The organism is Devosia sp. CN2-171 (assembly GCF_049354815.1).
Taxonomy (GTDB): domain Bacteria; phylum Pseudomonadota; class Alphaproteobacteria; order Rhizobiales; family Devosiaceae; genus Devosia_A.
On sequence record NZ_CP186479.1, the window covers coordinates 3,265,887 to 3,284,778 of the forward strand.

General features: G+C 64.4%; 17 protein-coding genes. 7 read left to right on the top strand and 10 right to left on the bottom strand.

Annotated features, from left to right (window positions below; genetic code table 11):
* Positions 1-146 precede the first annotated feature (146 nt).
* Complete coding sequence (locus ACOYW5_RS16225; protein ID WP_423065929.1) at positions 147-2,477, top strand: putative bifunctional diguanylate cyclase/phosphodiesterase; 2,331 nt, start codon at positions 147-149, stop codon at positions 2,475-2,477.
* Between the two features lie 152 nt (positions 2,478-2,629).
* Positions 2,630-3,430, top strand: coding sequence for an N-acyl amino acid synthase FeeM domain-containing protein (locus ACOYW5_RS16230; RefSeq protein ID WP_423065930.1), 801 nt, complete (start codon positions 2,630-2,632; stop codon positions 3,428-3,430).
* A 154-nt stretch (positions 3,431-3,584) separates the two neighbouring features.
* On the opposite strand, the gene ACOYW5_RS16235 is transcribed toward ACOYW5_RS16230, so the two are convergent.
* The 5 genes from ACOYW5_RS16235 to ACOYW5_RS16255 all read right to left on the bottom strand — a co-directional run bounded on the left by ACOYW5_RS16235 (position 3,585) and on the right by ACOYW5_RS16255 (position 9,685).
* The gene (locus tag ACOYW5_RS16235) at positions 3,585-5,489 is read right to left on the bottom strand and encodes a glycoside hydrolase family 127 protein (RefSeq protein ID WP_423065931.1); all 1,905 of its coding nucleotides are present in this window, start codon (positions 5,487-5,489) and stop codon (positions 3,585-3,587) included.
* A gap of 54 nt (positions 5,490-5,543) precedes the next feature.
* On the bottom strand, positions 5,544-6,584 hold the full coding sequence (locus tag ACOYW5_RS16240; protein ID WP_423065932.1) for a LacI family DNA-binding transcriptional regulator: 1,041 nt from the start codon (positions 6,582-6,584) through the stop codon (positions 5,544-5,546).
* Between the two features lie 7 nt (positions 6,585-6,591).
* Positions 6,592-7,488 carry a carbohydrate ABC transporter permease gene (locus ACOYW5_RS16245; RefSeq protein ID WP_423065933.1) on the bottom strand — a complete coding sequence of 299 codons (897 nt, stop codon included), beginning with the start codon at positions 7,486-7,488 and terminating at the stop codon, positions 6,592-6,594.
* On the bottom strand, positions 7,485-8,360 hold the full coding sequence (locus ACOYW5_RS16250) for a carbohydrate ABC transporter permease (protein WP_423065934.1): 876 nt from the start codon (positions 8,358-8,360) through the stop codon (positions 7,485-7,487). The genes ACOYW5_RS16245 and ACOYW5_RS16250 overlap by 4 nt, the downstream gene beginning before the upstream one ends.
* Positions 8,361-8,434: 74 nt before the next feature.
* Positions 8,435-9,685, bottom strand: a complete 1,251-nt coding sequence (locus tag ACOYW5_RS16255; RefSeq protein ID WP_423065935.1) for an ABC transporter substrate-binding protein — start codon at positions 9,683-9,685, stop codon at positions 8,435-8,437.
* Positions 9,686-10,203: 518 nt separating this feature from the next.
* Here ACOYW5_RS16255 and ACOYW5_RS16260 point away from each other — a divergent pair.
* Genes ACOYW5_RS16260 through ACOYW5_RS16275 form a run of 4 tightly spaced genes read left to right on the top strand, consistent with a single transcriptional unit; the run spans position 10,204 to position 14,134 of the window.
* Positions 10,204-11,235 (top strand): sulfate ABC transporter substrate-binding protein, encoded by a 1,032-nt coding sequence (locus ACOYW5_RS16260; protein WP_423065936.1) that lies wholly within the window; start codon positions 10,204-10,206, stop codon positions 11,233-11,235.
* Between the two features lie 4 nt (positions 11,236-11,239).
* Positions 11,240-12,193 (top strand): sulfate ABC transporter permease subunit CysT, encoded by a 954-nt coding sequence (gene cysT / locus ACOYW5_RS16265; RefSeq protein WP_423065937.1) that lies wholly within the window; start codon positions 11,240-11,242, stop codon positions 12,191-12,193.
* Positions 12,186-13,079 carry a sulfate ABC transporter permease subunit CysW gene (gene cysW / locus ACOYW5_RS16270; protein ID WP_423065938.1) on the top strand — a complete coding sequence of 298 codons (894 nt, stop codon included), beginning with the start codon at positions 12,186-12,188 and terminating at the stop codon, positions 13,077-13,079. Before cysT ends, cysW begins: the two co-directional genes overlap by 8 nt.
* Before the next feature lie 14 nt (positions 13,080-13,093).
* On the top strand, positions 13,094-14,134 hold the full coding sequence (locus ACOYW5_RS16275) for a sulfate/molybdate ABC transporter ATP-binding protein (protein ID WP_423065939.1): 1,041 nt from the start codon (positions 13,094-13,096) through the stop codon (positions 14,132-14,134).
* Between the two features lie 13 nt (positions 14,135-14,147).
* Here ACOYW5_RS16275 and ACOYW5_RS16280 read toward each other — a convergent pair whose 3' ends face one another.
* Both ACOYW5_RS16280 and ACOYW5_RS16285 read right to left on the bottom strand, forming a co-directional pair.
* On the bottom strand, positions 14,148-15,089 hold the full coding sequence (locus ACOYW5_RS16280) for a DMT family transporter (protein WP_423065940.1): 942 nt from the start codon (positions 15,087-15,089) through the stop codon (positions 14,148-14,150).
* A 181-nt stretch (positions 15,090-15,270) separates the two neighbouring features.
* Positions 15,271-15,666, bottom strand: coding sequence for a winged helix-turn-helix transcriptional regulator (locus ACOYW5_RS16285; protein ID WP_423065941.1), 396 nt, complete (start codon positions 15,664-15,666; stop codon positions 15,271-15,273).
* Between the two features lie 121 nt (positions 15,667-15,787).
* Here ACOYW5_RS16285 and ACOYW5_RS16290 point away from each other — a divergent pair, with 121 nt between their 5' ends.
* Positions 15,788-16,666 (top strand): SDR family oxidoreductase, encoded by an 879-nt coding sequence (locus ACOYW5_RS16290; RefSeq protein WP_423065942.1) that lies wholly within the window; start codon positions 15,788-15,790, stop codon positions 16,664-16,666.
* A 127-nt stretch (positions 16,667-16,793) separates the two neighbouring features.
* Here ACOYW5_RS16290 and purU read toward each other — a convergent pair whose 3' ends face one another.
* The 3 genes from purU to ACOYW5_RS16305 form a co-directional block, all read right to left on the bottom strand.
* Complete coding sequence (gene purU / locus ACOYW5_RS16295; RefSeq protein ID WP_423065943.1) at positions 16,794-17,645, bottom strand: formyltetrahydrofolate deformylase; 852 nt, start codon at positions 17,643-17,645, stop codon at positions 16,794-16,796.
* A 227-nt stretch (positions 17,646-17,872) separates the two neighbouring features.
* A complete protein-coding gene (gene iolB / locus ACOYW5_RS16300) occupies positions 17,873-18,670 on the bottom strand; it encodes a 5-deoxy-glucuronate isomerase (RefSeq protein WP_423065944.1) in 798 nt (265 codons plus the stop codon).
* The gene (locus ACOYW5_RS16305) at positions 18,651-18,887 is read right to left on the bottom strand and encodes a hypothetical protein (protein ID WP_423065945.1); all 237 of its coding nucleotides are present in this window, start codon (positions 18,885-18,887) and stop codon (positions 18,651-18,653) included. The genes iolB and ACOYW5_RS16305 overlap by 20 nt, the downstream gene beginning before the upstream one ends.
* Positions 18,888-18,892: the final 5 nt, after the last annotated feature.

The following is an 18,892-nucleotide window of genomic DNA, read 5'->3' on the forward strand; positions in this document are numbered from 1 at the left end:
CCGGTCGCTGCAACAGTGTATAAACCATGGGGGGCGAATGAGGCTGCAAACTCTGCAGGCGGTGCGGATCGGCGGACCGGCACCGGCTGTCCGAAAGCAGGCATTAACGCCTCGGCTTGCACACTCTCCGGACCTTGGTGAGGTCCATGTTCGAGCCCGCATACAAGACATTGCCGCCAGTCGACTACGTGTCGATGATCCGGTCGCTTTACGCTGACCGGCGCTCACAGGTGCTGGGCGCCTATGGCTCTGCCGTGGCTGTCGCACTGACCTGGTTCGAATCCGGCTCATTGGTGCTGCTTGGTATCGCCATCGCTTTCGTCGTGGTCGGGTTCCTCCGCAACCACGACATGGAGCAGTTTGACCGCGTGCAGCTGGCCGACGATGATGTCGAGGGCGCGGCGCACTGGGAGTTCCGGGCCACCGTCGGCAGCGGCGCCATCGCGGCCCTCTACGGGTCGTGGACGCTTTACAGCTTCCTCGTGGTCAACACCACGTTCGCCGAACTCGCCAGCCTAGGCGTCTCGATGTCGATCCTTGTCGGCGTTGCCGCACGGAACTTCGCGGTCGAGCGCGTGATGATGGTGCAGGTGATGCTCGTCTGCATCCCGGCCTGGGTCGGCATGCTGCTCGATGGGCATTTCTACACCGCGCTGCTCTCCTTCGTGTTCCTGCCCTATTTTGCCAGCCTGCGGCGTGTCGCCGGCAACATTCGCGCCATCTTGCTGCGGGCCGTGCACGGCCGCATCGAGGCGACGCGGCTCGCCTCCGAACTCGACACTGCGCTCGAGACCATGCAGCACGGCCTTTGCATGCTCGACGAAAACGGGCTGATCGCCGTCGCCAATGACCGGGCGGAGCTGGTGTTCTCGAGCTTCATGACCGGCGATTGGTCGGGACGGCCGTTTGCGGCAATGATCACGGCTGCGGCGCAGCGCGGCACCATTCCGCCGCGTTCGGCGACGCACCTGCTCGATACGGTCAATGCCGGCAGTGGCGGCAAGGTGGTGCTGAAGCTCGCCGACGGCCAGTTCTGTGAAGTCACGGTATCGTCCCGGCTCGACAAGACGGTACTGCTGTTCGAAGACATCACCGAGCGCGTCAAGGCCGAAGAGCGCATCAACTACATGGCGCATTACGACACGCTCACGGGCCTGCCCAACCGCGCCTATTTCACCGAGCAGGTGGAAGCCGATCTCGAGCGCCGGCGCCGCTCAAAGCGCAACAAGGCCGACGACATGGCCATGCTGCTGATCGTCGACATCGACGACTTCAAGCATGTCAACGACACCATGGGCCACCTGATTGGCGACCGCGTGCTGATCGAGACCTCCGAGCGCCTGACGCGCGTGCTCGGCAAGGATAGCCTCGTGGCCCGGCTCGGCGGCGACGAATACGTGGTCTATCGATCCGGCGGCGTGCAGGTCGCCGACACGGTCGCCGACCCCGAGTCCATCCTCGCCGGCTTCCAGGGGCCGTTCGAGGTCGAGGGCGAGGTGTTCTGGGTCAACGTTTCGATTGGCGTCGTGACCATCACCGATGGCGCCGACGATCTCGACGGGCTGATGACCAAGGCGGACTTGGCGCTCTACAAGGCCAAGGCGCTGGGCAAGGGCCGTAGCCAGGTGTTCCACGACGAGATGGACACCGATTACCGCTATCGCCAGCGGCTCAAGGCCGAACTCAAGCAGACCGTGGCCGATGGCGGGCTGTCGCTGGTGTTCCAGCCGATCGTCGATCTCAAGACCCGGCGCGTGGTGAGCTGCGAGGCGCTGGCGCGTTGGCACCATCCGGAGCTCGGCTCGATCCCGCCGTCGCTGTTCATCCCCATTGCCGAGGAAACCGGGCTCATCTCCGAGATCAGCCGCTGGGTCCTCGCGACGGCAACGGCGGAGTGCCGCAACTGGCCCGAGGACGTCTCGGTCTCGGTCAATATCTCGGCGCGCGACTTCCGCAATGCCGACGTCGCCGGCATGGTCAAGAACGCGCTCGCCAGTTCCGGGCTTGCGCCGCACCGGCTCGAGATCGAAGTCACCGAGACGGCGGTCATCGAGGAACGGGACGCGGCAACCAAGATTCTGGCCAGGCTCGCGAAGCAGGGTATCGGTATCGCGCTCGACGATTTCGGCACCGGCTATTCGTCGCTGAGCTACCTGCAGGCCCTGCCGTTCAGCAAACTGAAGATCGACCGCTCCTTCGTCATGGACATCGCGGCCAATCCGCGGTCGCTGAAGCTGCTGTCGAACGTCGCGCAGCTGGGCAAGGACATCAACCTGACGGTGACCGCAGAAGGCGTCGAGACCGAGGACCAGCTCAACCTGATCGCCGAGCACACCCGCGTCGACCAGATCCAGGGCTATTTCTTCGGCGTACCGTTGCCGCGCCGGGAAGTGGCCGAGCTGATTGCGCGGATGGATGTTCGCCCCGCGCCGCGGCGCGTCGTCGCGGTTGGTGCGGCAAACCGCAAACGTGGTTAATTTCAACTAAATGCTTCCGAATCCATCGGAAACCGGCGCCGGGCCGGCGGCTCCGCGTCTATGCGTGCGTGGTGGAACGGCCGTGCGCGAAATGCCGATTTTATTATGGCTAATAAAAGGTTAAACTCCGTGTGAAAGTTGCGGAGTTCTCTATGCGTTCGGAAGTTGAAGCTTCGGCAGCCGCGTCAGCTGCCCCCGTTTCCCGCTTCGCCGGCACGCTGATGGATATACTGGATCGGGTCGAGTATTCGCGCGTTCGCATGGATGTTGCGGACAATCCGATCTATCGTCTGCGTTACGAGGCCTATAGACGCGAAGAATCCGTGCCGTTCAACGATACCGGCACTGTGGTCGACGACCTCGATGCTGCTCCGAATGGCATGAGCTTCGGCGTGCATATTGACGGCGAGCTGGTGAGCTCTATCCGGCTGCACTATCTGACGCCGACGCATCGGCACTCGCCGAGCATGAAGGCGTTTCCCGATCTGCTCGGGCCGATGCTGGACAAGGGGGACCGCTTCATCGATCCGAGCCGCTTCACCTCGGATTACGAAGCGTCATTGGCCTACCCGGCGCTGCCGTTCCTGACGTTGCGGATCGCGGTGATGGCGACGGTGCATTTCCGGGCCACGATGTGCCTCGCGCTGGTGCGGCCGGAGCATACGGCGTTCTACCGGCGGGTCTTCCAGTCCGAGGATATCGGTGGCGAAGTCCGCACCTATCCGGGCCTCGCTTTCCCGGTGAGCCTGTTCGGCGCGCGCGTCGAGCAAAAGCGGCACCACTCGATCTTTTCGCGCTACCCGTTCTTCATGTCGACCGAGGAAGAGCGCGAGAAGCTGTTCGCCCGGTCCATGGACGAGAACTTCGAGACCCCGCAACGCGCCAACCCCCGCCTCGCCTACGAGCGCGCCCTGCTCAACGAGCAGTTCGGTCCGGTCGCCGCGGCGGAGTAGGGCGGGTCTGGCTGCGCCCGCCAGCCATGTCATCCATCGTCATCCCCGGGCGTGACCCGGGGACCCAGCGATTTCGCGGTGAACGCAGCACCACCGCGTGGGTCCGCGGGTCAAGCCCGCGGATGACGGCTAACGATTGCTCGTTCGGCTTGCCTCAAGCCTCCGGTATCCACACCACCATCGACCCCTGCCCACGATTGGCCCAGAGATAATAGGGCAGCGCGGTGAGCGTTGCCGGTCCCTCCTTGGGCGGGCTGGTGCGATAGAGCGTCTTCCACTCACCTTCGTCGATCGCCTTGCCCCTGGCCTTTAGCGTCACGATGCCGTCGAATAGCCGTGACTTGCCGATCTCCAGTTCGCTGTCGCGCGGCAGCTTCAGCCGCTGCACGGTGCCGCCCGGATTGTCGGCTTCCTCGATGCAGTAGACCAGCGGGCCGCGCTTCAACGCCACGCGGCCGGCGTCCATCACCACGGCCGGATGCGCGAAAATGCGCTCGGCCGGCATGGGCAGGTCGAGGGCGATCGTGTCGCCGGCCTTCCAGGTTCGGTGGATGGTGGCATAGCCATTGACCGGCTCGAGCTTCACCGTCTCGCCGTTCACCTTGGCTGTCGCGCCATGGCACCAGCCGGGGATGCGCAGCTTCACATCGAAGGCTTTCTCGCTAGCCGGGTCGATCGAGATGGCGATGTCACCCGACCACGGATAGTTCGAGACTTCCTTCACCGCCACCTTGGTGCCACCCACGTCGAGCGTTGACGAGATGCCGCCATAGAGGTGGAAGGCCAGTCCGTCGGGCGCGGTCGAGACGAAATAGCCGCTGACCGAGGCGACGAGGCGCGACACGTTCATCGTGCAGCACGGGCAGGTGTGCCAGTCCCAGCGCGACGGCGTGCCGTTGCTCTCGAGCGGGTTCATGTAGAAGTAGTGCTCGCCGTCGCGGCTCAGGCCCGACAGCGCCCCGTTATAGAGCGCCGTCTCGAGCACATCGCCATACTTGCCGTCGAGATCGAAGTGCAACATGCGCTGGGCCCAAAAGATCAGCGCTACCGAGGCACAGGTCTCGGCATAGGCGGTCTGGTTGGGCAGGTCGTAGTCGTAGGTGAAGCCCTCGTTGTGCGCCGACGGCCCGAGGCCGGCCGTGACGTACATCTTGGTGACCAGCACGTCGTTCCACAGCGTCTCGCACGCCTTCTTCAGCGCCGGATCATTGAGCTCCACGGCGAGGTCAGCCATGGCGGTGTAGAGGTACATGGCGCGCACGGCGTGGCCGACGACCTTCTCCTGCTCGCGCACCGGCTTGTGCGACTGGCTGTATTCGTAGTTGGACTGCGCGTAGCGCTGGAACTCCCAGCCCTTCTTTTCGCGCTCCTCGCGCTCGACGTCGAAATAGTGCGGCGGCTGCTGTCCGCGCTCGTTGACGAAGTAGGCGGCGAGGTCGAGGTGCTTTTTCTCCTTGGTGAGGTGGTAAAGCTTGACCAGCGCCAGCTCGATCTCCTCATGCCCGCAATAGCCGCGCTTCTGGCCCGGACCGGTGCCGAACATCTGGCGGATGTGCTCGACATAGCGCTCCATGATATCAAGCCAGCGTCGGCGGCCGGTCGTCTCGTAATAGGCGATGGCGCCCTCGAGCATATGGCCGGCATTGTAGAGCTCATGGTTGTCGCGCAGGTTACTCCAGCGCTTTTCCGGCTCGCGTCCGAGATACCAGCAGTTGAGATAACCATCCGGCGCCTGTGCCTTCTCGAAGTCGTCGACGATGGCCTCGATCTTTGCCTCGATATCGGCGTCGCGCTTGTGGCTCAGCGCATAAGCCGCAGCCTCGATCCACTTGCCGACGTCGGAATCCCAGAACACCTGCACGGTGAAGCCGTTGGCGTGGCGCGGGAAACGCAGCGGCGGAGGCGGGCTGGGCAGCTTCAGCGAGTCGAGGATGCCGTATTCGCCGAGCTTCTTATGCTGGCTCGGGATGGTGCGGGCGAGAACGGTATCGAGCCGCTCCTTCCAGAAATCGCCTTCGAGGCGGACATCGACGAAGCGGACGGGGTGGTACTGGCTCATTGTAACTCCTCTTCACCCGGCCGCCGAGCAAGCGGTGGGCCCCTTGTATGAGAACTAGCGTTTCGTCGACTCGCGGACGACGAGCGTGCAGGGCAGGCGGCGGATGCCGCGGATCTTCTCGCCGCCGATCATCTCGACCAGCAGGCGCCCGGCCTCATGGCCAAGGGCGGAAAGGTTCATGTCGACACTGGTGAGCGGCGGACGCGCGGCGTCGGTCATGACATTCCAGTTGTCGAAGCCGACTACGGCGACTTGTCCCGGCACGGCGATATCGCGCTCTCGCAGGGCGTCGACCACGCCACGAGCGATCTGGTCGTTGCCGCAGAAGATCCCATCCGGCGGCTCGGTTGCGCCATCGAACAGTTTCGCAACGGCGTCGCGCCCCCAGGCTTCCGACCAGGCCCCCGACACATAGTGCGCAGGATTGGCTATGAGCCCGGCCTCGGCAAGCGCCGACAGGTAGCCGCGATGGCGCAAAAGGACTGCTTCGAAATGCAGCGGGCCGGTGACATGGGCGATGCGTCGGCAGCCGATATCGGCGAGATGCTTGACGCCGACGCGTGCGCCACCCTCGTCGTCGGGCAGCAGCGACATCGCGCTGTCGTCGTCGGCCTGGGTGAAGACATAGATGACCGGCAGTCCCGGCGGCAGCGGCCCTACAGGCGGACGCTTGTCGGCGCGGCGGGCGGTGACGACGAGGCCGTCGATGCGCTTGCCGAGCAGCTGGTCGAGATGCTGGCTTTCGCGCTCCGGATCGTCGGTCGCGTTGCACATGAAGATGGCGATGCCCCGGTCGGCGAACTGCTCCTCGAGCGCCTGGAAAATTGGCAGCGTGAAGCGGCCGAAGCTATCGGTCGAGATGATCCCCACCGTCATCGAGCGCGAGCGGTGCAGGCTCTGTGCCATGTCGTTGGGCCGGTAGCCGATCTCGCGCGCCACCTCGCGCACCTTGTCGCGCGTCTCCTGCTTTAGCCGACCATTGGCATTGAGCGCCTTCGATGCCGTGCCGATCGACACCCCCGCGATCCGCGCAACATCGCGGATGGTGGGGCCGTGGCGGCCTGTACGGTCGGTGGTAGAGCGCTCGTCGGTCATGGTTGTCCTACTTCACGGCTCCGTTGAGGAAGCCCGCGACGTAGTACTTCTGCAAGAGCAGATAGATGATCACACACGGCAGCAGGGAGAGGATCACGCCCGACTGCAGCGCGCCCCAGTCGACCGAGCCGAACCGGCCGGTGCGCACGCTGAGCAGCATGATCGGGACGGTGAAGCTCGTCTCCTTGTTCATGAAGATCAGCGCCGAGAGGAACTCGTTCCAGCTGGCGATGAAAGCGAACAGCCCCACCGTCACGATCGCCGGCACGGCGAGCGGCAAAAAGATCGAGCGCAGCGTCTGCCAGGAGTTCGAACCGTCGACCTTGGCGGCTTCCTCGAGCTCGCGCGGGATCGACTCGAACGAGTTGCGCATCAGGTAGATCGAGAAGGGCAGTTGCAGAATGGCGTGCACCATGGCGAGGCCGAGATGCGAATTGGCGAGCCCGATCTTGGAGAAGGTCAGGTAGAGGGGGGTCAGCAGCGCCTGGTAGGGGATCATCAGCGGCGCCAGCAGGATGATGAACCACACTTCCTTGAACGGCATCTTGAACCGCGCGAGGCCATAGCCTGCCGGCACGGCAAGCGCGAGGCAGATCAGGATGGTGAGCGTCGCGACGAGCAGCGAGTTGCCGACATAGGTCCAGAGCCCCGCCTGATACTCGAACACCTTGGCGTAGCTTTCGAGGCTGAAGCTGTGCGGCAGGTAGGTCGGCGGCGAGGCGCGGGCCTCGTCGGGCGCCTTGATCGAGGCGAAGAAGCTCAGCACCAGCGGCGCCAGCATAATGGTGCAGACGGCGACGCAGATGGCGCCGACGATGTAGCCGATCGGGCGGCTTTCGCCGGCGGCGCGGGAGACATGTTCGGATACGGCGGGGCGGACCGTGCCTTCGGCGATGGCGGTCATGTCGAAGGGCTCCGGTTCGAGAGAAAGACCTGGATGGACGAGAACACCAGGATGATCAGCGTCAGGATGATCGAGAGCGCGGCGCCATAGCCGAGTTTGAAGCTGATGAAGCTGTTCTGGTAGATCCAGTAAACCGAGGTGAAGGTCTGGCCGCGCGGATTGCCGCCGGTCATGATGTAGAACTGGTCGAAGGCGAGCATCGAGCCGATCACCGAGATCAGCGTAGTGAGGAGGATCACGCGCAGGCTCAGCGGCAACAGGATGTACCAGACGCGCTGCCAGTAATTGCCGCCGTCGATGAGTGCGGCCTCGCCGATCTCGCCGTTGATCGACTGGATGCCGGCAACGAAGAGCAGCATGCCGAAGCCGATGACCTTCCAGGTGATCGAGATGATCACCGCGGTCAGCGCCATGTCGACCTTGGTGAACCAGACGGTGGGTTCGGCGAGGATGCCGACATCGACGAGAAACTTATTGAACAGGCCGACCTGCTGGTCGAACAGCCAGAACCAGAGCAGGCTCGACGAGCCGATGCCGATCACCACCGGCAGGAAGATGATGCCGCGCGTGATCTGGCGCAGCGGCCGGTTCGGCGCGGTCAGCAGGGCCAGCGCAAAGCCGAGGCCCATGAGGAATGGGGTGATGAAAACGGTGTAGCGCACCGTGAACCACAGCGCCCGCCAGAACGACTTGTCCTCGAACGCCTTGATGTAGTTGGCGAAGCCGACGTACTTGCCACCGCCGAGCAGCGAGGTGTCGGTGAACGACAGGTCGACCAGCTGGATTAACGGCCAGATGACGAAGAGGCCGACAAAGGCCAGCGCCGGCAGCACGTAGAGGAAGCCTTCGCTTTTCCGAAGCGCCCGAACCACGCTTCCACTCCTTGCAATAATTCCAGAGAATGGCCCGCGACAGCGAACTGCCGCGAGCCCGAGCCCGGGAGGGCTTATTCCGCCGCGATCGAGCGCATAACCTCGCGCGCGGTCTCGATCGCGCCTTCGACGTCGCCGTCGAACACCGCGGTCTGGATCATGGTGAGCCACGGCGACTGGTCGGCATTGACCATGTCGTTGAAGTGGAAGGCGTAGGGCGTCTGCCCGATGCCGACCGCCTGGGCCGTCACGATGTAGCGCGGCTCTTCCTGGAAGTACTTGTTGTCGGCCAGATCCGTGCGCGAGGGCAGGATCAGGTTCTTGGCGAGGCCCTCGAGCTGGGCTTCGTCGGTCAGCTGCCAGGCGATGAACTGTTTGGCGAGATCGGCGTTCTTGGCGCCAGTCGGGATAGCGATCACGTCGCCGCCGACGAAGCTCGAAGCCTGGCCTTCATTGATGCCCGGCAGCGGGGCGATGCCGAAGTTCATGTCGGGGTGGTTGGCCTTCAGCGCGGAGATGGCGAAACCGCCCGAGCCGACCATGCCGATGGTGCCGGTTTCGAAGGTGGCGAAGAAGTTCGCCCCGGTATCGGCTTCGGCGCTCTCGGGGATGATGCCCGCTTCCCACATGTCCTTGAGCATGGTCAGCACTTCGACCACGCCCGGGCCTTCGAGGGCAGGGGCGTCACCCGAGGTCGGCAGCAGCGTTGCACCCGAGCCCCACATCATTGGTGCCTGGGTGAAGATGTTGCAGCCGCCGCACGAGCCCGAGAAGTAGTAGCCGTAGGCGTCAGGGACGGTGTCCTTGATCTTCTTGGCGTATTCTTGCAGCTGGGCCAGCGTCTTGGGCGGGCTCTCGGGATCGAGGCCGGCTTTGACGAACAGATCCTTATTGTAGAGCAGGATCGAGACGTCGGGGGTGAAGCCAGTGCCGTACAGCTTGCCATCATAGGTGGCGAGGTCGCGGAAGGCCTGGGCAACCTTGGCCTGGTTCGGGTCGGCGCTGAGCTCGGCAGTGAGGTCAGTCAGGAAGCCGGCCTTCATGAAATCGGGCATGAAGATCAGGTCGAACGAGATCAGGTCCGGCACGTCGCCGGCCTGCACGCTGGTGGCGAGCTTGGTGACCATCTGGTTGTCCGGGATGGTCGTCAGCTCGATCTTGTCGTCGTGGTTCGAGTTCCACAGGTCGATCATGTGCTGCGCAGCGGTCGAGCTCGACGCGCGTGCCCACAGGCTCAGCGTTTCCGCAAAGGCCGTGCCGGGAACGAAGGCAGTGGCCGACATGGCAACAGCAAGCGCTGCCTGCCAAAGGCTTGGCATTCTCATCAGGTATCCTCCCATGTGCCGAACCGCCCTCCGGCCCCGCGTCAATGCGAGGTTCCTCCCGTGAACGGCCTGGAAAGCCTCTCCGCTGTCTGCTCGCCGGCGCTTCTACGGCCAGTCGAGAATTTGGGAAAAGGTTTTCGCGGAGTTTCGTCGCATGTTTCGAAACGGCGCGCAAGGGGTTGGGAAATGCTTTTCTCACATCGGTACCGGCGCACGCCGAATTGCCTTGTTACCCGCCGGGGTGACACCCGTGCGGGTGGCCGGCCTCAGTTCGTCAGCAACTTTCCACCCGCCCAAGCGTTCACTGCGCCAGCCATGGGTCGGGATCGGGTGTTCGCATGCGCAAAGCCATGCTCATCCACAGGCGGGGAGTTGAGGTTTGCGCAATGGCGATGCTGCTGTTAGCCTTCCCAGAGAAAGCTTTTCCGCTTCTTCGTCACGCAGCGATCCGGGCCTTCCTTGAGAATGCCGACTAACACGGTAGAGTTACGGTAGTTACTCTTCACCAGGAGGACATGATGAAGACAACGGCCAGAATTCTCGCGCTCGGCGGCCTCGCCGTAGCGCTCGCCTTTACCGGCGCGGTGACTGTCCGCGCCCAGGACCAGACCCTGCTCAACGTGTCGTACGATCCGACTCGTGAACTCTACGCGCAGTTCAACGAGGCCTTCGCCAAGCACTGGAAGGAAACTTCCGGCGGCAATGTCACCATCGAGCAGAGCCATGGCGGCTCGGGCAAGCAGGCCCAGGGCGTGATCGACGGGCTGTCGGCCGACGTCGTGACGCTGGCGCTCGAAGGCGACATCAATGCCATCGTGGAGAAGTCGGGCCTGATCGACGCCAACTGGCGTTCCGAGTTCGCCAACAACTCGACCCCCTACACCTCGACCATCGTGTTCCTCGTCAGGAAGGGCAACCCCAAGGCGATTGCCGACTGGGGTGACCTCGTCAAGGACGGCGTCGAAGTGATCACGCCGAACCCCAAGACCTCGGGCGGGGCGCGCTGGAACTACCTCGCGGCCTGGGCTTATGCCAACAAGGCGTTCGGCGGCGACGAAGCCAAGAGTGCTGATTTCATCAAGCAACTGTTCAGCCATGTCCCGGTGCTCGATACCGGCGCCCGCGGCTCGACCGTGACCTTCGCGCAGAAGGAACTGGGCGACGTGCTGCTGGCCTGGGAGAACGAGGCCTACCTCGTGCAGGACGAATTCGGCGCCGATAATTTCGACATCGTCTATCCGCCGACCTCGATCCTTGCCGAGCCGCCAGTCGCCATCGTCGACAAGAATGTCGAAGCGCATGGTACGGTTGATCTGGCAAAGGCTTACCTCGGGTACCTGTACTCGCCCGAGGGCCAGACCATCGCCGCCAGGAACCACTACCGTCCGTCCGATCCGTCCGTTGTGACCGATCCGGCGCTCGTTGCGGCCTTCCCAAAGATCGAGCTGATCTCTATTGATGATCCGCTTTTTGGCGGCTGGAAGACGGCACAGCCCAAGCACTTCGGGGACGGGGGCATATTTGACCAGGTCTACACCCCTGCGCAGTAACGCAGTGGCTGGGGCGCCTCGCGGCGTCCCGGGTCTACCATCCCACCCCGCAAAAGCGGGGTGGAGTTTTGTTAAGCCGAGCGTCATCCCGGGTTTCGGGCTGACCTTCGGCTATACGCTGCTCTACCTGAGCCTGCTCGTCCTCATCCCGCTGGCGGCGCTGTTCCTCAAGGCAGCGACGACGCCGTGGGAGCAGATCGTCAAGATTGCGACGGCACAGCGTACGCTCAGGGCGCTGGAGGTCAGCTTCGGCTCGTCGCTCATCGCTGCGCTGGTGAACGTGGTGTTCGGCATCATCGTTGCCTGGGTGCTGGTGCGCTACAAGTTCCCCGGCCGCCGCATCCTCGATGCCATCGTCGACCTGCCGTTCGCGCTGCCGACCGCCGTCGCGGGTATCGCGCTCTCGACGCTTTACGCCCCCAAGGGCTGGATCGGCGGCATGTTCTCGTCGAACGGCTGGCTTGCCAACTGGCTCGGCAGCCAGACGCTGTTTCCCTTCCTCAACGGCATCGAGCTGCCGAACTGGAAGATTGCCTATACGCCCAGCGGCATCGTCATCGCGCTGATCTTCATCGGCCTACCCTTCGTCGTGCGCACCGTGCAGCCTGTGCTCGAGGAATTTGAGCAGGAGCTCGAGGAAGCCGCGGCGACGCTCGGCGCCAACCGCTGGCAGACGATCTCGCGGGTGATCCTGCCCCGCCTCACCCCGGCGCTGCTCACCGGCTTCGCCCTCGCGTTTGCGCGCGCCGTAGGTGAATACGGCTCAGTGATCTTCATCGCCGGCAACCTGCCCAACATTTCGGAAATCGCTCCGGTGCTGATCGTCATCAAGCTCGAGGAATTCGACCAGGCGGGCGCCGCCGTGATCGCCGGCATCATGCTGATCATCTCCTTCGTCATGCTGCTCGTCATCAACCTGATCCAGGCCTGGGCACGGCGGAGGTTCGGCAATGTTTGAACCCGAAGTCGTCTATGACAGCCGCCGGCTGATCCCGCCCGAGGACCACCAGCGTCCGACGACCGAACGGCCGTGGGTGCGGCGCCTGCTGATCGGCATCGCCGTCGTCTTCATGCTGGCCGTGCTGGTATTGCCGCTGGTGCTGGTGTTCTTCGAAGCCTTCCGCAAAGGCGCCGAGACCTATTTCGCCTCGTTCGCCGATCGCAACTCGCAGACGGCGATCATGCTGACGCTGACCGTCGCTGCCATCGCCGTGCCGCTCAACCTCGTTTTCGGCATCGCCGCCGCCTGGTGCGTCGCCAAATACGAGTTCTGGGGCAAGAGCTTCCTCACGACGCTCATCGACCTGCCGTTCTCGGTGTCGCCCGTCGTTTCCGGCATGGTCTATGTGCTGCTGTTCGGCGCGCAGAGCTGGCTCGGACCGATCCTCCGCGCCAACGGCATCGAGATCATCTTCGCGGTGCCGGGCATTGTGCTGGCGACGATCTTCGTCACCTTCCCCTTCATCGCGCGCGAGCTGATCCCGTTGATGCAGGATCAGGGCAACACCGACGAGGAAGCCGCCATTTCGCTGGGCGCCACCGGGTGGCAGGCCTTCTGGCGCGTGACCCTGCCCAACATCAAATGGGGCTTGCTCTACGGCGTCCTGCTCTGTAACGCCCGCGCCATGGGTGAATTCGGGGCAGTGTCGGTGGTATCAGGTCATATCCGCGGCAAGACGACGACCATGCCGCTCGACATCGAAATCCTCTACAACGAGTACAACTTCTCCGCCGCCTTCGCGGTGGCGTCGCTGCTCGCCATGCTGGCGCTGGTGACGCTCGTGTTCAAGACCATCCTCGAGTTCCGCTTCGGCGCCGAACTCGCCGGCACCCGCCGTCACTGAAAGGCCACAGCAGTTTGGATATCCGTGTCGACACCGTCCGCAAGGAATTCTCGCATTATCCGGCGCTCAACAATGTGTCGCTCGATATCAACTCGGGTGAGCTGATCGCGCTGCTCGGGCCGTCCGGTTCGGGCAAGACCACCTTGCTGCGCCTGATCGCCGGACTCGAGATGCCGACCGCCGGCCGGATCTTTTTCGGCGACGAGGATGCATCGTCCAAGACCGTGCAGGAGCGCAACGTCGGCTTCGTGTTCCAGGCCTACGCGCTGTTCCGCAACATGACGGTGGTCGACAATATCGCCTTCGGCCTTTCGGTCCGGCCGCGCGCCACCCGTCCGCCCAAGGCAGAGATCCGGCGCCGGGCGATGGAACTGCTCGATCTCGTCCAGCTCTCCGGCCTCGACAAGCGTTATCCGCAACAGCTCTCGGGCGGCCAGCGGCAGCGCGTGGCACTGGCCCGGGCCCTCGCCATCGAGCCGCGGGTACTTCTCCTCGACGAGCCCTTCGGCGCGCTCGACGCGCAGGTCCGCAAGGAACTGCGCAAATGGCTACGCGAGATCCACGACCGCACCGGCCACACCACGGTGTTCGTTACCCACGACCAGGAAGAGGCACTGGAACTAGCCGATCGGCTGGTGGTGATGAGCCAGGGCAAGATCGAGCAGGTCGGCACCCCCGACGAAGTCTACGATCGCCCGAACGCGCCCTTCGTCTTCTCCTTCATCGGCGAATCGAGTGCGCTCCCGGTCACGGTCGAAAACCACGAACTCTGGGTTGGCGGTCGCGCCATCGGCCTGCCGGCGCCGCATGATGCTGTCGGCGAGGCAACCCTCTACTTCCGCCCGCACGATGTCGAACTGGTCGAAGACGGCGCCGCCCTTGCCGGCGTCGTCGCGGCCTCCCGCCGGGTCGGCGGCACGCGCCGCGTCGAACTCGAGATCGGCGGCAATTCGGAACGAGTCGAAATCGACCTGCCGTTCGATCATCCGGCCGGCGAGAAGACGCGCATTGCGTTCAGGCCGAAGCGCTGGCGGGTGTTTCCGAAGACGACCTGACAGGGCAACTTGGCTAGGGTGAGGGGCGCCCCACGACAGAGTCTTTCCTCGCCGTCGCCAGCCAGATCCCCACGCTCACCAGCGCCAGCGCCACGAGGTTCTTCCACTCGAGGAAGGACTCGCCCAGCACCAGCCCCGACAGGCTTACGCCAAAGACCGGGATCAGGCAGTTGAAGATCGCCACCGAGCCCACCGGGTTGTGCTTCAAGAGCAGCGCCCAGAGCGCGAAAGCGGCTGAGGACAGCGCTGCGAGATAAGCCAGCAGCAGCACGCCTTCCCAGCCGAAGCCGCCGAGATGTCCGCCGGTCGCGAGGCCCGCGACAGCCAGCATCAATCCACCCAGCCCGAGCTGCCAACCAGTCATCACCATCACGTCGAGTTGTCCGCTGACGCGCTTGCCGTAGATGCCGCCGAGCGAAAACAGCAGGGCCGCGATGAGGATGAAGCCCTCGCCGAGCACGCTGAAAGCCAGATCCAGCCCGGCGCCCGAGAGGTTCACCGCGACGACGCCGGCAAAGCCGAGCAGGCACCCGACGAGGCGGCGGCCGGTCAGCTTGTCATTGGTGTAGAGCCAGTGGGCGAGGATGGCCGAAAAGAAGGTCGAGGACGAGGTGGTGATCGAGGTCTTCACGCCGGTCGAGTGGGCGAGGCCGACATAGTAGAAGAGATACTGCCCCGCGGTGGAGACGAGCCCGAGCAGCGACACCCGGCCGAGCGTCCGCCGATCGAGGCCAACCGGCTTGCCGGTCGCGAGCGCATAGCCCAGCAGCAGCGCCCCGGCGAGGCTGAAGCGCACACCGGCGAACAGCAGCAGCGTCGCCGTGTCGGACGGCACGATGCCGAACACGCCATAGCCGATCTTCAGCGCCGGCACCGCGCTCCCCCACAGGAAACAGCAGAGGACGGCGACGGCGAGGACGACGCGGCGATCGGAGAGGGGGGAGGGCTGGGTCACGCTGCGCGTGATGCAGCAAATGAGGCTCCGGAGCAAGGTGGAGAGAGAGGGCCCCCTCCCGGCCTCCCCATAAAGGGGGAGGTGAAGAGAAGAGTGCTCCATCTGCGATCCAGTCAAACTCACCAGCAGGGCACCTCGCCCTTATGGGGAGGATGGGAGGGGGTCGCCTGCTTCAGTAGGGCTACGCCGCCCTGGCGAACTCCGCCCGCGCTTCGCGGATTGCCGGGAAATGGGCGAAGGCCCAGTCCACCATGGCCGAGAGCGGCACGAGGATGCTGTAGCCCATCGGTGAGAGCTTGTATTCGACGCTCGGGGGTGTCGTCGGGAACACCGTGCGCTCGATCATCCCGTCGGCCTGCAGGTCGCGCAGCGTCTGGGTCAGCATGCGCTGCGAAATGTCGGGGATCTCGCGCTTCAACTCGCCGAAGCGGTAGGGCCGATGCGCCAGCGCGGTGATGATCAGCACGCTCCACTTGTCGCCGAGCTGGTCCAGCACGTTCCGCACCGGGCACTGCGAGGGGTCCGAGTACTCGGCCATCATCTTGCTGAGCGGGGCGATGGGAGTGGTGCCGGACATGGGGTGGTTCCTTCCAGGTAACCAGTGGCGGTGAAACTGCCGTCTTGCAGGGTTCGTGATAGTTCCTAATGTATACGTAGTCTCAAAAAGAGACAACCATTACGAATATCGGAGACTCCAAGTGACCCAACCCACCCTGTTCGTCGCCGGCGCCGGCGGCAAGCTCGGCCGCCGCGTTGTCGAGCTGCTGCTCGAACGCGGCTATGCCGGAAAGATCATTGCTGGCTCGCGCCATCCCGAAAAGCTGAACTTCGCCGGCGTCGAGACTCGCAAGGCCGACTATGGCGACGTGCCGGGCTTCATCAAAGCGCTCGAGGGGGTCGACCGGCTGCTGCTGATCTCCATCGACGTGCTGGGCCCGAGCCGCTTGGCGCTGCAGGCCAGCGCGGTGGCTGCAGCCAAGGCGGCCGGCGTCAAGCATATCGTCTATACCTCCATGCCGGCGCCCGAGCCCAGCTCGCCCATCCCGTTCGCGCCCGAGCATTTCGGCACCGAGGAGGCGATCAGGGCCACCGGCATCGCCTACACGATCCTCAGGATGAACTGGTACGCCGAGAACCTGCTGAGCTCGCTGCCGGGCGTCCTCGCCTCGGGCAAGTGGTACACGTCGGCCGGCGAGGGCACGCTGGCCCATGTCGCGCGCGAGGATACGGCTCGCGCCGCCGCCGGGGCATTGCTCTCCGGCGATGCAAGCCGGACGCTCACCGTCACCGGTCCCGAGGCACTGACCACTCGCGAAGTCGCGGCCATCGCCAGCGAAGTGACCGGCCGTTCCATCCAGGTTGTCAACGTCAGCGACGAGCAGCTGGCGGCTGGCGCGATCGCCGCGGGCGTACCGGCTCCGGTGGCGCACGGCTTCATCGTGCCGTTCGACGCCAATACGCGGCTCGGCCGCGTGGCGCTGGCCACCAACGCGGTGGAACTGCTGTGGGGTGAGAAGCCGCAGACGCTGCGCGAATTCCTTGCCACCAACCGGGCGGCGCTGACCCAAGCGGCCTGATCGGCCCCGGAAGAACGCTCGACCCATATCTCGGTCGTCATCCGCGGGCATGACCCGCGGACCCGGCGATCTCTGCAGCATCCGTGGGTCCCCGGGTCTTCGCCCGGGGATGACGGTGGTTGGGTTCCTACCCGAACACCACCGTCTTCTTGCCGTTCAGCATCACCCGGTTCTCGAGGTGGAGTTTTACGGCTCGGGCCAGCACCCGGCTCTCGATGTCGCGCCCGGCGGCCACTAGGTCGTCGGGGCTCATCGCGTGCGTCACCCGCGCCGTTTCCTGCTCGATGATCGGGCCCTCATCGAGGTCCGGCGTCACGTAGTGCGCCGTGGCGCCGATCAGCTTTACGCCGCGCTCATGCGCCTGGTGATAGGGTTTGGCGCCCTTGAAGCTGGGCAGGAACGAGTGGTGGATGTTGATGATCTGCCCGTAGAGCCGCGTCGCGAACTTGTCGCTGAGGATCTGCATGTAGCGGGCCAGCACGATCAGGTCGACGCCGGTCTCTTTCGCCAGTGCGATCACCTGCTCCTCCTGCGCCGCCTTGTTGTCCTTGCCGACTGGCAGCAGGTGATACGGGATGCCCTCGTAGTCGGCCGTGCGGCGGCTGTCCTCGTGGTTGGAGACGATCGCCGCGATCTCGGCATCGAGCCAGCCGACGCGGATCTGGTAGAGCAGGTGCAGGAGGGTGTGGTCGAACTTCGAAACCATCACCAGGATCTTCTTTTTCCTGGCCTGGTCGACCAGCGTTGTGCGCATGCCGAAGCGCTCGGTTGCCGGCTTCAGTCCGCGCTCGAGCGCATCGCGATCCACGCCCTCGGGCGCGGTGAAGGCCAGCCGCATGAAGAACTGGCCGGTCTCCTTGTCCCAGAACTGGTTGGATTCGGCGATGTTGCAACCGAGGCCCGCCAGTTCCGTCGTCACCGCGGCAACAATCCCCGGCCGGTCGGCGCAGGAGAGGGTGAGGATGAAATTGGCAGACATCTTTGGCTCCAAACGAAAGTCGCGGAGCGATGCACGCGCGCGGGCAGGGGGTCAAGGGCCGAGGTGGGTGGACGGTTACGGAGAAGGTCACCAGCAGACTGCTCCCTCCCGCCTTCCCCCTTAAATGGGGGAGTGAAGAGTCGAGGCTCTGTCTTCAATCGTGCCAGGTGAACCGGCGGAGCACCTCCCCCTTTATGGGGAGGATGGGAGGGGGCCGTCTCTGTCAGTCAGCCCTCGATCATCCACTCATGCTCGGGCGCGTTGTAGAACTTCCAGGTCCGCTTCGGCCCGGCCATGACGTTCAGATAATAGATGTCATACCCTGCCACCGCCGCGACCGGGTGGTAGCCGCGCGGCACCAGCACCACGTCGCCGTCCTCGATCAGCATGGTCTCATCCAGCGACCGGTCATCGGTAAAGACCCGCTGGAAGCCAAAACCCTGCGGCTTCGAAAACCGGTGGTAATAGGTCTCCTCGAGAAAGCTCTGCCTTGGCAGGTCGTCCTCGTCGTGCCGGTGTGGCGGGTAGCTCGAGGTGTGGCCGCCGGGGGTGATCACTTCCACCACCAGCAGCGAATCGGCGTCCGCCGTCTCGGGCAGGATGTTGGTCGGGTAGCGCGTATTGGTGCCCTTGCCGCGCGTCAGCTTCTCGACCTGTTCCGGCCCGATCGAGCGCGCCGGGCGGGCACCGGGCTTGCCAGGCGCGGTGCACACGGCAACCTCGAGCGGCGTCAGCGCCTCGATCCGCCACTTTGCCCCCGCGGGCACGTAAACCGAGTGCGGCGGCCCTTCGAACGGGCTCATGCGCTCGCCGGCGAGGAAGGTCAGGCCATCGACCTCGATCGAGGCCCGGCCCGCGATCAGCACGATGCAGGCCTCGCGATCGGGCAGGCCGCCATGGGCGACGTCCCCGGCATTGGGCAGCCGGTGCAGGTCGAAGCCGACATAGGTCCAGCCGGCGTTTTCCGGCGTGATGTGGTGGACGTGACCGGACGGCCCGGCCGGTCTAATTCTTAGGTTGGGCATCCTCGAACTTCTTCAGTTCCTTGTCGAAATTGATGCCGAACGACCAGACCGCATAGGCCAGCGCCGCCAGCGTGATGTAGCCCCACATCTGGTCCTTGTTGTAGAGCCATTCCCAGCCGCACCAGATGGCCACGACGCCGATCAGGATGGCCCGCCGGTAGAGTGGCTTGAACCAGGGCAGGGTGAAAAGCCGGGGCTTCTTTTGTTCGTCGGTCACGCGCT

Excerpts from the sequence above, each read along its gene's own strand:
- ACOYW5_RS16225 (WP_423065929.1), top strand. The coding sequence starts at position 147 with ATGTTCGAGCCCGCATACAAGACATTGCCGCCAGTCGACTACGTGTCG.
- ACOYW5_RS16230 (WP_423065930.1), top strand. The coding sequence starts at position 2,630 with ATGCGTTCGGAAGTTGAAGCTTCGGCAGCCGCGTCAGCTGCCCCCGTT.
- ACOYW5_RS16235 (WP_423065931.1), bottom strand. The coding sequence starts at position 5,489 with ATGAGCCAGTACCACCCCGTCCGCTTCGTCGATGTCCGCCTCGAAGGC.
- ACOYW5_RS16240 (WP_423065932.1), bottom strand. The coding sequence starts at position 6,584 with ATGACCGACGAGCGCTCTACCACCGACCGTACAGGCCGCCACGGCCCC.
- ACOYW5_RS16245 (WP_423065933.1), bottom strand. The coding sequence starts at position 7,488 with ATGACCGCCATCGCCGAAGGCACGGTCCGCCCCGCCGTATCCGAACAT.
- ACOYW5_RS16255 (WP_423065935.1), bottom strand. The coding sequence starts at position 9,685 with ATGAGAATGCCAAGCCTTTGGCAGGCAGCGCTTGCTGTTGCCATGTCG.
- ACOYW5_RS16260 (WP_423065936.1), top strand. The coding sequence starts at position 10,204 with ATGAAGACAACGGCCAGAATTCTCGCGCTCGGCGGCCTCGCCGTAGCG.
- cysW (WP_423065938.1), top strand. The coding sequence starts at position 12,186 with ATGTTTGAACCCGAAGTCGTCTATGACAGCCGCCGGCTGATCCCGCCC.
- ACOYW5_RS16285 (WP_423065941.1), bottom strand. The coding sequence starts at position 15,666 with ATGTCCGGCACCACTCCCATCGCCCCGCTCAGCAAGATGATGGCCGAG.
- purU (WP_423065943.1), bottom strand. The coding sequence starts at position 17,645 with ATGTCTGCCAATTTCATCCTCACCCTCTCCTGCGCCGACCGGCCGGGG.
- iolB (WP_423065944.1), bottom strand. The coding sequence starts at position 18,670 with ATGCCCAACCTAAGAATTAGACCGGCCGGGCCGTCCGGTCACGTCCAC.